Here is a 12,707-nt window from a genome sequence, read left to right on the forward strand (position 1 = left end):
TCGACGGACGACAGACCGTATGCCACCGACCAACACCCGGCGAGTTCGGCCGCGTTCCGCCGGTTCTTGTCCGTCCGGCCCCTTCGTCCGCCGATGAACTTCGACGACGTGATTCGGACCCGGCGATCCGTCCACCAGTATTCCGACGCCGATATCGACGACGACACGCTGTACGACATCTTCGAGGACGTGCGCCACGCCCCCTCTTCGTTTAACCTCCAGCCCTGGGAGTTCCTGGTCGTCCGTGGCGACGACCTGGAACGACTCCAGTCGGTCGCCTACGGGCAGGAACACGTCACCGACGCCGCGGCGGCCGTCGTCGTCCTCGGGACGCTCGACCCGAGCGACCACGCCGAACGCGTCACGAGCGACCTGTTGGAGAAGGGATACCTGCCGAACGAGGCGGCCGCGGAAGCCCGTCTGGAGACCGTCGACAACCTCGCCGACGCCGACGGCGAGACCCGCCGCCTCTGGACGACGGGGAGTGCCAGCCTCGCGGCCATGACGCTCATGCACGCCGCGTGGGAACGCGGCGTCGCCTCCTGTCCGATGGGTGGCTTCGACGCCGAGAGCCTCCACGACGAGTTCGACGTGCCCACCGACTACGAGGCGGTCATGCTCGTCACGCTCGGCTACCCCGAAGACGGGGCGGCGGACCTCGAACGGCCCCGGAAGTTCCGCCGGCCGACCGACGAGTTCCTCCATCTCGACGAGTTCGACCCGGTCGCCCGCGAATCGGCTCCGCCCGCGGACGACTGATACTGTAACTGTTAGGTAGTTCGCCGGGCCGTCCCGGCACCCCCTCGGCACTGGCGTACGGTAACCCGTACGAGGCCGCGCCCGCCCGACTCGGTGGCCGTCGCCGTCGGGGAATCAAAAGATGTTCGCCTGCCGGTAGACGCTCAGCCCATCGTTGGTGATTTCGTAGGGCTTGGTCTCCCGGGAGTGGTTCGCGTCGCGAATCTTCTGAATCTCGACGGCCAGTCGCGTCTCCTGGAAGTCGGAGGCCCGGACGTACTGGAGGACGAACACCGCGTCCGCGAGATACTCGATGATGCCGTACCGGGAGCCGTATGGCGTCTCGCTGCTGGCCTCGCTCGTCACGAGTGTCGTCACACCCGCCTCCTTGAGCGATTTCGAGAACTGATACACCTCGCTCCGGCGCTCCGAGGGCCGGTCGTACATCATCTCCAGGAGCGACACGGAGTCGAGGACGAGTCGGTCGGCGCCGAAGTCCTTGATCAGTTCGGGCAACTCGCTGCGGATGCTCGAGAGGCTGTTCGCCATCTCGACGGGGTCGAGGTGGACGACGGCAAGTCGCCCCTCCTCGGCGTACTCCGCGAACGGCCACCCCTTCTCCTCGGCGGTGTCGTAGATGCGCTCCGTGCTCTCCTCGAGTGTCAGATAGACGCCACGCTCGCCGTTCGACAGCGCCTCTTCGAGGAACTGGAGGCCGAACGTGGTCTTCCCGGTCCCCGCGGAGCCGATGATCGAGATGAGCGAGCGCTCCGGGACGCCGCCGAGAATCATGTCGTCGAGTCCCTCGATCCCGAGGTCGATTCGGTCGATCGCCGAATCGAACTCGGCGTCGCTGTCGAACGGGTCGGCCGTGGGCCCCTCACCGCCGTCGAGGGGACCGTCATCCATCTCGTCCGTCGAGTCGCCGATATCCGGGGCGTTCTCGAACGCGCTCGCGAAGTCCTCCTCGAACGGCGAGTCGCCCTCCGCCGGCCCGTCGGGCGCCGGCGCGTCTTCGATCGCGCTTGCGAAGTCCTCCTCGAACGATGGGTCGTCCGACTCCGCCTTCTCCGTAGCCGATTCCGTCTCCTCGTCGTCCGATTCCGCCGATTCGGACTCCCGGAGTGCCCGCTCGAACCAGTCGTCGTCCTCGCTCATCGCCGGTCACCGCCGTTCGGTCCGCGACGACCACGTCCGGCGACCGTCCCCGCGGAACCTGCCATCGGTTACCCTGCGCACGCCGGTGTGATGAATGTTGTCCGTTCGGTGGGCTTTTTTGATCACGGGGTGAGACCCGAGTATGTACGTCGGCCTCGTCGCACAGAAGGGCAACAGTCGGGCGGCGTTTCTCGCGGCGGAGCTACGCCAGCAACTCCGGACCGAGGGCGTCTCCGTCGCCGTCGATACGGCGACCGCCGAGGCCCTCGACCTCGACGGCACGCCGGTCGAGGCGTTCGACGCCTGTGATCTCGTGGTCAGCATCGGCGGCGACGGCACCTTCCTCTATGCCGCCCGCGGTGCCGACGGCACGCCGATCCTCGGCGTCAACCTCGGCGAGGTCGGCTTTCTCAACGCCGTCGGCCCCGACGAGGCGGTCGAGGTCGTCCTCGACGAGGTGGCGGCTTTCTACGCCGGCGAGATGTCGGTTCGCGAGACACCGCGTCTGGCCGCTCGCGTCGACGACTGGACCGCCCCGCCGACGACGAACGAGGTGGTCGTCCAGGGACCGATCCGGGGCCCGAGCGGCGGCGTCGACTGCGACGTGCTCGTCGACGGCTCGCGCTACTCGTCGAGTCGCGCCGACGGCGTCCTCGTCGCCACACCCACGGGGAGTACGGCCTACAACCTCAGCGAGGCCGGACCGCTCGTCCACCCCGGCGTCGACGCCCTCGTCATCAACGAGATGTGTGCGAACGAGGGGATGCCGCCGCTCGTGGTCGGCCCCGAAAGCGAGGTGACGATCCGCGTCTCCGGAACCGACCGGGCGGTCGTCGTCGGCGACGGCCGCGTCCTCCGGGAACTCGACCCGCCGACCGAGGTGCGTGTCGGCCGCGCCGACGCGCCCGTGCGGGTCGCCGGTCCGACGTCGGATTTCTTCGAAGCGCTCGGAAAACTCGAGTAGTCGGCTACGGCCCTACTCGCCCCACTGCTTTTGAACCTTCGGCCGGTCCGAGGTGGCCTGCACGTCGATGGGGTCGTCCTGATGGCGTAGTCCCTCCAGGACGGCCTCCGCGGACGCGTGCGTCGAGAAGTATGTCACGTCCTCCTCGACGGCGACTTCGAGCGCCTCGCGGTTGCGCGAGACGATCACGTCGACCTCGCCCCGGCGGATAGCGTCCGATAGGTCCTCGAACTCTTCGATTTCGTAGAATTCGGCGAAGGCGTCGATCAGTGCCTGGCCCGCCTCGCTGTCGGGGTCGGGGAACTCCGACGCCGAGAGGTCGACGACGGCCGTCCCTTCGCTCGGGATGGCCTTACCCGTGGCGGACTGTGCCTTCTCGTAGGCCTTGCCGAAGTGCTCGGCCGTGCCCATCACCTCGCCCGTCGATTTCATCTCGGGGCCGAGGCGCGGGTCGCTACCGGGCAGCCGGTCGAAGGGCAGGACGACTTCCTTGACGCTCACCTTCTCCGGGATCTGCTCTCGTGCGTCGAGGTCGTCGAGGGAAGCCCCGGCCATCACCTTCGCCGCTAGTTTGGCGATGGGGACGCCCGTCGCCTTCGAGACGAAGGGAACCGTCCGCGACGACCGCGGGTTGGCTTCGAGGACGTACACCGTCCCGTCCTTGACGGCGAGTTGGACGTTCAACAGCCCCACGGTATCGAGTTCGCGCGCGATTTCGACCGTCACCTCGCGCACGCGGTCCATCACCTCGGTCACCGCGTCGGCCTGGGGCGGGATCATACACGCCGAGTCGCCGGAGTGGACGCCGGCGCTCTCGACGTGTTCCATCACGCCGCCGATGATGACGTCCTCGCCGTCGGCGACGGCGTCGACGTCCAGTTCCACCGCGTCGTCGAGGAACTCGTCGATAAGGATCGGTTTGTCGGGCGAGACGCGCACCGCCTCCTCGATGTACTCCTTCAGATCCTCGTCGTTGTACACCACGTCCATCGCGCGCCCGCCGAGGACGTAGGAGGGGCGGACGAGGACGGGGTAGCCAATCGAGTTCGCGAGTTCGAGCGCTTCGGCCTCGCTGGTCGCGGAGCCACCCTCCGGCTGGACGATGCCGCGATCGTCCATCAGCCGGTTGAACCGGTCTCGGTCCTCCGCGAGATCCATCGCGTCGACGCTCGTGCCCAAGACCTCACAGTCGAGGCCGCGGCGCTGCAGTTCGGCTTCGAGCGGGTGGCCGATGTTGACCGAGGTCTGCCCGCCGAACTGCACCATCACGCCGTCGGCGTCGGCGGCTTCGATCACGTCCGCCACCTCCTCGGCCGTGATCGGCTCGAAAAAGAGGCCGTCGGAGGTGTCGTAGTCCGTCGACACCGTCTCGGGGTTGTTGTTGACGACGTGGGCGTCGATGCCTTCCTCGCGGAGCGCCTGGATGGCGTGGACCGAACAGTAGTCGAACTCGACGCCCTGGCCGATCCGGATGGGGCCGCCGCCGACGACGACGACGCTCTCTACGTCGCGGTCGACGCGGAGTTCGCCCGCCGCCGCGTCGCCCTCGAAGGGACCGGTGACGAACTCGGGTTTCCGCGAGGAGTAGTAGTACGGCGTCTGGGCGGCGAACTCGCCGGCGCAGGTGTCGACCTGTTTGTACGTGCGACCGGGGACCGCCGTCTCGACGGTGCCCACGTCCGACCCCGCGGCCGACGCGATTTCGGCGTTGGTGACGCCCTTGACGGCGGCGTCGGTGAAGTCGCCCTCGGCGGCGTTCGCGACGGCGGCGGAGATGCGCTCGAACCGCTCGACGTACCACTCTTTGATACCGGTCAGATCGACCACGTCGCCGACGGTGTAGCCGCGGTCGAACGCCTCGAAGATAGCGTAAGGGCGATCCGGCGTCGGTTTGGCGAGATAATCGCTCTCCAAGGCCTCGTCGTCCACGTCGACCCAGTCGACGGCGGGGTCGTACTCCGTCGACCGGAGCGCCTTCAGCAGCGACTCCTCGAAGGTCCGCCCGATGGACATCGCCTCGCCCGTCGACTTCATCGCCGTCCCGAGCGTGAAGTCCACGTCGGCGAACTTGTCTTTCGGCCACCGCGGAATCTTCGTCACCACGTAGTCGATCGCGGGTTCGAAAGCGGCGGTCGTCTCGCCCGTGATTTCGTTTTCGATCTGGTGGAGGCGCTTACCCAGCGCGACTTTCGCGGTGACGCGGGCGATGGGGTAGCCCGTCGCCTTCGAGGCGAGCGCGGAGGAGCGGGAGACGCGGGGGTTCACCTCGACCACCCGGTACTCGCCGCCGGGCGTGCCGTCGTCGTGCCACGCGAACTGGATGTTACAGCCACCCTGAATGCCGAGTTCGCGAATGACTTCGAGCGCGGCGTCGCGCATCTCCTGGTGGCCGTCGTCGGGGATCACCTGCGACGGCGTGACGACCATCGACTCGCCCGTGTGGATACCCATCGGGTCGAGGTTCTCCATGTTGCAGATGATGATGGTCGAGTCGTCCGCGTCACGCATCACCTCGTACTCCAGTTCGACCCATCCGGCGATGGATTCGGTGATGAGCACTTCGTTGTTCCGCGAGAGGCGCAGGCCCTTGCGGACGCGCTCGAGGAGTTCCGGCATGTTGTCGACGACACCCGACCCCGACCCGCCGAGGGTGTAGGTCGTGCGGGCGATGACGGGCAGGCCGCCCACCTCGTCGACCGCGGCCTCGACGCGTTCGCGGAGCGACTCCTCGTCCATCTTGCTCACTTGCTCGCCCTCGTCGAGGGAGATGGTGGTGGAGCCGGGAACCGGTTGTCCGATATTCTCCATGCGCTGGCGGAAGAGGTCGCGATCCTCCGTCGCGTAGATGGTGTCGAGCGGCGTCCCCATGATCTCCACGTCGTGTTCCTCGAGGACGCCCTCCTCGGCGAGTTCGGCGGTGACGTTCAGACCGGTCTGGCCGCCGAGGCCGGCGATCACGCCGTCCGGTTGCTCCTGCCGGATGATCTCCGCGATGGCCTCGGTGGTGATGGGTTCGATGTACACCCGGTCGGCCATGTCGGGGTCGGTCATGATCGTCGCGGGGTTCGAGTTGACGAGGACGACTCGTGCCCCCTCCTCCTGCAGGGCTCGGCAGGCCTGTGCGCCGGAGTAGTCGAACTCGGCGGCCTGTCCGATCTGAATCGGGCCGCTCCCGATCAACAGTATCGTCCGATCCTCGGAGTCGGTAGCCGGGTCCGTCCCGGTCACGGTGGCCTCGTCGGTCATCGTCGAATCGGAGTTCGCACATCGTAATAAGCCCCACGAAACAGTACGAGATACGAAGCGAAATTACGGATTTCGAAACGACACGGCGTACCATGGTGGGTGTGGGCTTTCACACTGGCGCCTCCGGGGCGGTGCGGCCGCTTTTCGGGTGTCACGTTCCGCACGGCGTCGCCGCTCTCGCCCCGTCAGATGCCCAACGAAGTCCGATCAGTTGTTTAGCTGGTAGCGGTAGGGGCTGCCCTGAAGGACCTCGATGTCACCTTCCTCGGCCCACCGGCCGAGCACCGTCGCGACGCGGTGAGCACTCTCGAACTCCTCCGCCTCTTCGAGGAGTGTCAGGATCTCTCGGGCAGTCAGCGGCTCGTCGGCTTCGGAGAGCACGCCCCGGAGTTGCTCGTACTGCCTGGATCGGGGGCGCATACGTCACACAACGGCCGGGAACGACTTAGTGTTCAGTGAGACGACCGTCCGACGACTGTCAGACGCCGCCTGTGAACCGCCGTAGGTGTGGCTCCCGCCCGTGACGGCTCTCCCTACACGTACACGTCGTCGGCGTCCAAGTCCCGTTCGGCGCGATACTGATCGACGAACGCCGACACGTCGAACTCCAGCATCTGCCGTTCGAACTCCTGGATCGCCGCGTCGTCGTCGGCGTGGCTGACGGCGTGCTCCATCAACTCGATCACGAGTTCGACGACCACCTCGTGGAGCCGTCGGGCGTCGAAGTCGCTGACCCACAGGAGCGCGTAGCCCACGTCGCCCTCGTCGCTCAGATCCGCGACGGCAACCTGCTCGGGGAACTCCTCCAACACGACACCAAGCAGGTGTGGCGTGTCGAACTCCGGCATCTCCTCGCTGCTCGTTTCGACCGTCTCCCGAAGGAGTTCGACCAGGAAGTCGGGAAGGAATCGCTCGGGCGGATGGACGTCCATCACGACGGCGTGGACGTCGCCGCAGGCGCAGTCGAACTCCCGCATTCCCAGATCGAGGTCGGTGGCGCGGACGGCCTCCCCGCAGGGGAGGTCGATCGTCCGTGCGTCGTCACCGGGGACGCCCGGTTTCGTCATACCGTCGGTTGCACCCTCGCGCGGTTAAACGTCGCGTTCTCCTATCGGTCCGCCGTCACCCACAGCACCGGGCCGACGACCAGCAGGACGATGCCGAGAAACAGGTAATGCACCGGTGCGAGCGCCTGGGGCGTCATGATGAATACGAGACCGAACAGCGTCGCGTTGGCGGCGATGACCCGCCGGGATTTCAGCGGCAGCGCGCCGACCGTCGCGAGGATGAAAACCAGCAACAGCGCCTGCCCGACGTTGTATTCGAGCAGAAAACTGTCGATGAGCTGTAGCGGGAGCATTCCTATTCACAACTCGCCCGGAATCGGCCATTAAAGTTCCGTTTACCGACGACGGCCCCTCGGCGGCCGCGAGCCTCCCGAGCGACGACTTCGCGACGCAGCGACGGCCAGCAGTCGCTTACCGTTCGCTCGGACCCGTGATGTCGAGCGGGCGAAGCCAGCCCCACCACAACAGGAGGACCATCGTCCCGTAGCCCAACACGAACACCGCCGATCCGAGCGCGTCGTGTCCCTGCTCGGAGAGGAAGCCGCGTGCGATCCCCGAACCGCCGATCCCGAGGACGAGAAGGAGAATAATCAACAGCGTGTCGCGGTTCAGATACCCGTCGAACTCCATAGCCGCCCTACGCACCCGCCGCTACTGAGGCTGACGGTTCGATCCGAAAAATCGCCCCGCTTCGTTACTGCGGTGCGGTCGCGCGGGCGATAGTGTTCGTGCTGCCGCCGTTGGGGTTCGTCCAGACGACGCGGACCGTCTCGCCGGAGTTGACGCCGTTGTACGAGATCTGGTCACCGGCGTTGATGGTGCCGTCGGCCCAGCCACCGGCGTCTTCGAGCGCCAAGTCGGCGCTCCCGTCACCCTGGACGCCGAGTGTAGCGTTGTCGATGGTTGTCCCTCCTTCGTGGGTGATGTTGACGTAGTCGTCGCCCGATCCGTCGAACCCGCCGGTATCGGCGAATTCGAAGCTGAAGCTCGCTTGCGGCGCGTTGTCGCTCACCTGATCGCCCAGGCCGAGGACGAAGGTACCGATCACGGCGGCCAGAATGACGGTGATCGCCACCATCAGAATGACGCCGATGACCGGGCTGACTGCACGGTCTTCCGTCAGTAGGTTTTTCAGTTGCATGGGTGTGTCACGCCGGGCCGGAGCCGGGGGGATGGAAGCTCCCGCACGGACACGCGTCGACGTGTTGGGTCAGTCGATGGTCGGACGAATAATAAACCTGCGTAAAAAAATATCAAATAAGATAATCAGAGCACACGGTGGAGTAGGCACTCCGGCGTTGATAAATAAAAAAAACGAAATGCTGCGTTGGAATCAGCTCTGCGGTGCAGTCGCGCGGGCGATGGTGTTCGTCGCGCCACCTGCTGGGTTGGTCCAGATGACGCGGATCGTTTCACCAGGACTAACGCTCCCGTACACGGAGGAGTCGCCGGCAGTGATCGTACTCCCTGCGAAATTGTTGGCACCATTAGGGGTGCCATCATCACCGCTCACGCCGATATTGCTGTTCTCCAGTGTTTCACCACCCTCGTGCGTGATGGTCGCACTGGTGTTACTGGTGTTGAAGTCGAAGCTGAAGCTCGCTTGCGGTGCACTCTCGCTAACCTGATCGCCCAGACCGAGGACGAACGTGCCGATCACGGCGGCCAGAATGACGGTGATCGCCACCATCAGAATGACGCCGATGACCGGGCTAACCGCACGATCCTCGGTAAGTAGTTCTTTCAGTTGCATGGGTTGTCGACACGCCGGGCCGGAGCCGGGGGGATCGAATGCTCCCGCACGGACACGCGTCGGCGTGTTGTCCGAGAGAACGACGGGGTGAGTGATAAATCCGGGCGTTCAAATATCACAGAAGATAATTGGGGCGCAAAACGAGTCTCAGGGCGTCGTTGAACGTCGCGTGTCGAAACGAATGTCGACCCTTCGGAGCCGCGCAGTCGGTCGATTAGGTCGCCGACGGCGTCGAAAGACGGCCGGGTGTCAGTAGCTCCGCTCTTTCGGTTCGTACGTCTGGTTCTGCCCTTCGAGGACGACCGGCTTGTACCAGAGTTCGGGGGCGCCGTCCGACCAGGAGACCATCGTGTGTTTGAGCCACTCGTCGTCCTTGCGTTCCTGGTGTTTCTTGCGCCAGTGTGCGCCGCGGAACTCCTCGCGGGCGAGCGCGCCCATCGTGATCACCTCGGCGATGTCGAGCAGGTTCCGCGTCTCGATGGTCTGGATCAGATCCGTGTTGTACGTACTCGACGGGTCGGCGACGTAGACGTCGCGGTAGCGCTCGCGCGCGGCGCGGATGTCGACCAGCGCCTCCTTCAGCGCGTCCTCCTCGCGGAAGACGTTGACGTTTTTGGTCATCGTATGCTGGACCGACGCCCGAATTTCGGCGTGCTGGGTCCCCTCGTCGCGTTCGAGCAGACGCTCGACCCGTTCGCGCTCCCGTTCGAGCGTGCGCTCGACGACCGCCTCGCCCGTCTTCGCGGCCGCACCGCCGTCCGCGACGGCTTCGGTCGTCCACGGCTCCCCGAGGGTGACCGGCGAGTCCACGTCGCCGTCCTCCGAGTCGTCGGTCCAGCCGACCGTGACTCGGGGCTCCTCGGTGTCGCCCCCGGCGGCGTGGGTCCCGGCGCGCTTCCCGAACACCGTGAGTTCGGGCAGGGCGTTGCCGCCGAGGCGGTTCGCGCCGTGGACGCTCGCACACGCACACTCGCCGACGGCGTACAGTCCGTCGACACAGGTCTGGCCGTACTCGTCCGTCTCGATGCCACCCATCGCGTAATGCTGGCCGGGCTTGACCGGCATCGGCTCCTCCAACCCGTCGACGCCCTCGAAGTCCTCCGCGAGGTGGAGGATGTTTTCGAGTCGGTCGACGATCCGCTCCTCGCCGAGGTGGCGCATATCGAGGTGGACGTACTCGTCCTCGATGCCACGGCCCTCGTTCACCTCGGTCAACTCGGCGCGGGACACCACGTCACGGGAGGCGAGTTCCCCGTCGTTGTTCGCGTAGCCGTTCTCGAACATGAACCGCTCCCCGTCGTCGTTGTAGAGGATGCCGCCCTCGCCGCGGACCCCTTCCGAGATGAGGACGCCCGTCGACGGGAGCGTCGTCGGGTGGAACTGTATCATCTCCATGTCCTCGGCGGGGACGCCCGCGCGGTAGGCCATCGCCACCCCGTCGCCCGTGTTCGCGACGGCGTTCGTGGTGTGGTCGTACACCTGTCCCAGCCCGCCAGTGGCGAGGATGACGCCGTCGCGGGCGGTGAAGGCGTCGACGTTCCCGGTCGCCGTCTCGTAGGCGACGACGCCGTGACAGCGCCGGTCCGCCGGGTCGTCCTCGTCGGAGACGGCGAGGTTCAGGACGTACCACTCGTCGAACACCTCGATGCCTCGCTTGACCACCTGTTCGTACAGGGTGTGCAGGAGGTGATGGCCCGTCTCCGCGCCCGCGTAGGTCGTCCGCGGGAACGATAGACCGCCGAAGGGGCGCTGGGAGACGGTGCCGTCGTCCTCGCGGGAGAAGGCCATCCCCCAGTGCTCCAGTTGGATCGCTTCCTTCGGGCTCTCCTGGGTCAACGCCTCCGCTGCGGGGGCGTCGGCCAGATAGTCCGACCCCTTCATGGTGTCGTAGGCGTGGAGTTCCCAATCGTCGCCCTCGCGGAGGGCGGCGTTGATGCCACCCTCCGCCGCACCCGTGTGACTTCTGACCGGGTGGAGTTTCGTGACCATCGCCACGTCCGCGCCCGCTTCCTGTGCCGCGATGGCCGCGCGCAGGCCCGCGCCGCCCGCGCCGACCACGATGACGTCGTATTCGTGCATGATTTACCAGAATTTCAGGTTGCTCTTGACTGCCTCGCGTTTCAACTCCTGGATGTGCTCTGTCAGGGGGATGTCCTTCGGACACACCTCCGTACACGAGAACTGCGTCTGACACCGCCAGACGCCGTGTTCCTGCTCGATGATCTCCAGGCGCCGCTGTTTCACGTTCTCGCCCTCGCGCTCGTCCATCGCGAAGCGGTAGGCCTTGTTGATCGCCGCCGGGCCCAGATACTCGTTGTCGCCGGCCGCGATGTTACAGGAGGACATACACGCCCCACACCAGATACACCGCGTCGACTTCTTGATCTTCTCGCGGTTCTCCCGGCTCTGGCGCTGTTCTTCCAGTTCCCCCTCCGGGCGGTTCTCCGTCTGGAAGTACGGCTCGACCGCCTCCATCTGGTCGTAGAAGTGTTCCATGTCGACGACCAAATCCTTCACCACTTCGGAGTGGGGGAGCGGTTCGATCCGAACCGGCTGATCGAGGTCCGAGAGCTGTGTCTGACACCCGAGTCGCTGGGAGCCGTTAACGAACAGGGCGTCGGAGCCACAGATGGCCTGTCGGCAGGAGTGCCGGAAGGTGAGGCTCGCGTCGAACTGGTCGCGCGCGTATATGAGCGCGTCCAGCACCGTCATTCCCGGTTCGTAGGGGACGTGGAAGTCGTCGAAGCGGGGTTCCTGCTTGCCCTCCACTTCGGGGTCGTACCGGAACACCTTGAGGTGGTAGCGCTCCGCGTCCGCCGCGGCACGCTCCTCGGCCTCGACGCGCGCCCGTTCGCGCTCCGCGGCGCGCTGGCGCTTCTTTTCGAGCCGTCGGTCCTGTGCCGTCTCGGTTTCCGTACTCTCCGTCTCGGTCTCGGGTTGCTGTCGTTGCGTACTCATAGGATTGGGAGTAGGTCGATGCCGGCCCACGCGTTCGCGGTTCTGAACCCTTGCACCAGCAACAGGAGGCTCGCGGCGCCGAGGACGACCTTGACGGCCTGGCGCTTGGCGCCGGTCAGGCCGGCGTTGATCAGGGCGTTGTAGACGCCGTTGACCCCGTGGAACGTCGCGGTTACCAGAAAGAGGATCATCAGCGAGTAGTAACTCCACGTCTCCATCCGTCCGGCGCTCATCGCGAACGTCACCTCGTCGGCGTGGTGGACGAAATGAAGGAGGAAGAAGTGGAAGGCGAGCACGGCGATGAGGAAGGCAGCGGTGATGCGCTGCCAGAGCCACAGGCGGCCGCCCGCCCGGAACGAGGAGTAGCGCTCCGCCATCAGAGCGACACCCCCGCGAGGAAGGTGGGGATGCTCGCCACCACGATGGCGCCCGTCAGGATCAGCGACGCGTAGAAGCTTCGATCCTGCGAGCCGAGGCCGATACCGAGGTCGACCAGCAGCAGCCGCGTCCCGTTCAGGATGTGGAACACGGCGACGGCTAGAAGCCCGACCTCGAGGATGCGGACCACCAGCAGACTCTCCAGCGTCCGGATCGTCTGCGTATAGAGATCCTGATTCGCCGCGACCGTCGCGGGATCGGCACTGGCCGACGTGAGCGCCGTACTCAGGACGGCGATGTGGGTGAACAGATAACCGATCAACACCCAGCCGGTAAACTTGTGGAAGATCCAGGCCCACATGCCGGCCGAGAACTCCCGCCACCGGCCGAAGTCCTCGATGAGGCCCCGATCGTAAGACTGACTCATGCTCGTCCGGCAGTCGGA

The 12,707-nt window shown here is 65.9% G+C and carries 14 protein-coding genes; 2 read left to right on the plus strand and 12 right to left on the minus strand.

What is annotated here, in order from left to right; genetic code table 11:
• Window positions 1-93: 93 nt before the first annotated feature.
• Window positions 94-759: a nitroreductase family protein gene (locus tag HALNA_RS07135; RefSeq protein ID WP_049935705.1), complete on the plus strand. Its 666-nt coding sequence runs from the start codon at window positions 94-96 to the stop codon at window positions 757-759.
• Between the two features lie 114 nt (window positions 760-873).
• On the opposite strand, the gene HALNA_RS07140 is transcribed toward HALNA_RS07135, so the two are convergent.
• Entirely contained in the window at window positions 874-1,896 is a 1,023-nt protein-coding gene (locus HALNA_RS07140; RefSeq protein WP_049935706.1) for a KaiC domain-containing protein, read from the minus strand.
• A 142-nt stretch (window positions 1,897-2,038) separates the two neighbouring features.
• Between HALNA_RS07140 and HALNA_RS07145 the strand changes: the two genes are divergently transcribed.
• Window positions 2,039-2,860 carry an NAD(+)/NADH kinase gene (locus HALNA_RS07145; protein ID WP_049935707.1) on the plus strand — a complete coding sequence of 274 codons (822 nt, stop codon included), beginning with the start codon at window positions 2,039-2,041 and terminating at the stop codon, window positions 2,858-2,860.
• Between the two features lie 12 nt (window positions 2,861-2,872).
• On the opposite strand, the gene carB is transcribed toward HALNA_RS07145, so the two are convergent.
• From carB to sdhC, 11 genes are all read right to left on the minus strand, one after another.
• Complete coding sequence (carB, locus tag HALNA_RS07150; RefSeq protein ID WP_049935708.1) at window positions 2,873-6,106, minus strand: carbamoyl-phosphate synthase large subunit; 3,234 nt, start codon at window positions 6,104-6,106, stop codon at window positions 2,873-2,875.
• A gap of 207 nt (window positions 6,107-6,313) precedes the next feature.
• Complete coding sequence (locus HALNA_RS07155) at window positions 6,314-6,526, minus strand: hypothetical protein (RefSeq protein ID WP_049935709.1); 213 nt, start codon at window positions 6,524-6,526, stop codon at window positions 6,314-6,316.
• A gap of 113 nt (window positions 6,527-6,639) precedes the next feature.
• A complete protein-coding gene (locus HALNA_RS07160) occupies window positions 6,640-7,173 on the minus strand; it encodes a DUF5815 family protein (protein ID WP_049935710.1) in 534 nt (177 codons plus the stop codon).
• A 41-nt stretch (window positions 7,174-7,214) separates the two neighbouring features.
• Window positions 7,215-7,466, minus strand: coding sequence for a hypothetical protein (locus HALNA_RS07165; RefSeq protein ID WP_049935711.1), 252 nt, complete (start codon window positions 7,464-7,466; stop codon window positions 7,215-7,217).
• 118 nt (window positions 7,467-7,584) lie between these two features.
• On the minus strand, window positions 7,585-7,803 hold the full coding sequence (locus tag HALNA_RS07170; RefSeq protein WP_049935712.1) for a hypothetical protein: 219 nt from the start codon (window positions 7,801-7,803) through the stop codon (window positions 7,585-7,587).
• A gap of 64 nt (window positions 7,804-7,867) precedes the next feature.
• Window positions 7,868-8,314: a type IV pilin gene (locus HALNA_RS07175; RefSeq protein WP_049935713.1), complete on the minus strand. Its 447-nt coding sequence runs from the start codon at window positions 8,312-8,314 to the stop codon at window positions 7,868-7,870.
• A gap of 192 nt (window positions 8,315-8,506) precedes the next feature.
• Window positions 8,507-8,926, minus strand: a complete 420-nt coding sequence (locus tag HALNA_RS07180) for a type IV pilin (protein ID WP_049935714.1) — start codon at window positions 8,924-8,926, stop codon at window positions 8,507-8,509.
• Between the two features lie 249 nt (window positions 8,927-9,175).
• Entirely contained in the window at window positions 9,176-11,005 is a 1,830-nt protein-coding gene (locus tag HALNA_RS07185) for an FAD-binding protein (protein WP_049935715.1), read from the minus strand.
• A gap of 3 nt (window positions 11,006-11,008) precedes the next feature.
• Window positions 11,009-11,884: a succinate dehydrogenase/fumarate reductase iron-sulfur subunit gene (locus HALNA_RS07190; RefSeq protein WP_049935716.1), complete on the minus strand. Its 876-nt coding sequence runs from the start codon at window positions 11,882-11,884 to the stop codon at window positions 11,009-11,011.
• On the minus strand, window positions 11,881-12,261 hold the full coding sequence (locus HALNA_RS07195; protein WP_049935717.1) for a succinate dehydrogenase: 381 nt from the start codon (window positions 12,259-12,261) through the stop codon (window positions 11,881-11,883). Before HALNA_RS07195 ends, HALNA_RS07190 begins: the two co-directional genes overlap by 4 nt.
• Complete coding sequence (sdhC, locus tag HALNA_RS07200) at window positions 12,261-12,689, minus strand: succinate dehydrogenase, cytochrome b556 subunit (RefSeq protein WP_049935718.1); 429 nt, start codon at window positions 12,687-12,689, stop codon at window positions 12,261-12,263. Before sdhC ends, HALNA_RS07195 begins: the two co-directional genes overlap by 1 nt.
• Window positions 12,690-12,707: the final 18 nt, after the last annotated feature.

The sequence above is a fragment of the Haloplanus natans DSM 17983 genome (genome assembly GCF_000427685.1).
Taxonomy (GTDB): Archaea; Halobacteriota; Halobacteria; order Halobacteriales; family Haloferacaceae; genus Haloplanus; species Haloplanus natans.

Excerpts from the sequence above, each read along its gene's own strand:
- HALNA_RS07160 (WP_049935710.1), bottom strand. The coding sequence starts at position 7,173 with ATGACGAAACCGGGCGTCCCCGGTGACGACGCACGGACGATCGACCTC.
- HALNA_RS07195 (WP_049935717.1), bottom strand. The coding sequence starts at position 12,261 with ATGGCGGAGCGCTACTCCTCGTTCCGGGCGGGCGGCCGCCTGTGGCTC.
- HALNA_RS07180 (WP_049935714.1), bottom strand. The coding sequence starts at position 8,926 with ATGCAACTGAAAGAACTACTTACCGAGGATCGTGCGGTTAGCCCGGTC.
- HALNA_RS07135 (WP_049935705.1), top strand. The coding sequence starts at position 94 with ATGAACTTCGACGACGTGATTCGGACCCGGCGATCCGTCCACCAGTAT.
- HALNA_RS07155 (WP_049935709.1), bottom strand. The coding sequence starts at position 6,526 with ATGCGCCCCCGATCCAGGCAGTACGAGCAACTCCGGGGCGTGCTCTCC.
- HALNA_RS07190 (WP_049935716.1), bottom strand. The coding sequence starts at position 11,884 with ATGAGTACGCAACGACAGCAACCCGAGACCGAGACGGAGAGTACGGAA.
- HALNA_RS07175 (WP_049935713.1), bottom strand. The coding sequence starts at position 8,314 with ATGCAACTGAAAAACCTACTGACGGAAGACCGTGCAGTCAGCCCGGTC.
- carB (WP_049935708.1), bottom strand. The coding sequence starts at position 6,106 with ATGACCGACGAGGCCACCGTGACCGGGACGGACCCGGCTACCGACTCC.
- HALNA_RS07165 (WP_049935711.1), bottom strand. The coding sequence starts at position 7,466 with ATGCTCCCGCTACAGCTCATCGACAGTTTTCTGCTCGAATACAACGTC.
- sdhC (WP_049935718.1), bottom strand. The coding sequence starts at position 12,689 with ATGAGTCAGTCTTACGATCGGGGCCTCATCGAGGACTTCGGCCGGTGG.
- HALNA_RS07145 (WP_049935707.1), top strand. The coding sequence starts at position 2,039 with ATGTACGTCGGCCTCGTCGCACAGAAGGGCAACAGTCGGGCGGCGTTT.
- HALNA_RS07170 (WP_049935712.1), bottom strand. The coding sequence starts at position 7,803 with ATGGAGTTCGACGGGTATCTGAACCGCGACACGCTGTTGATTATTCTC.
- HALNA_RS07140 (WP_049935706.1), bottom strand. The coding sequence starts at position 1,896 with ATGAGCGAGGACGACGACTGGTTCGAGCGGGCACTCCGGGAGTCCGAA.
- HALNA_RS07185 (WP_049935715.1), bottom strand. The coding sequence starts at position 11,005 with ATGCACGAATACGACGTCATCGTGGTCGGCGCGGGCGGCGCGGGCCTG.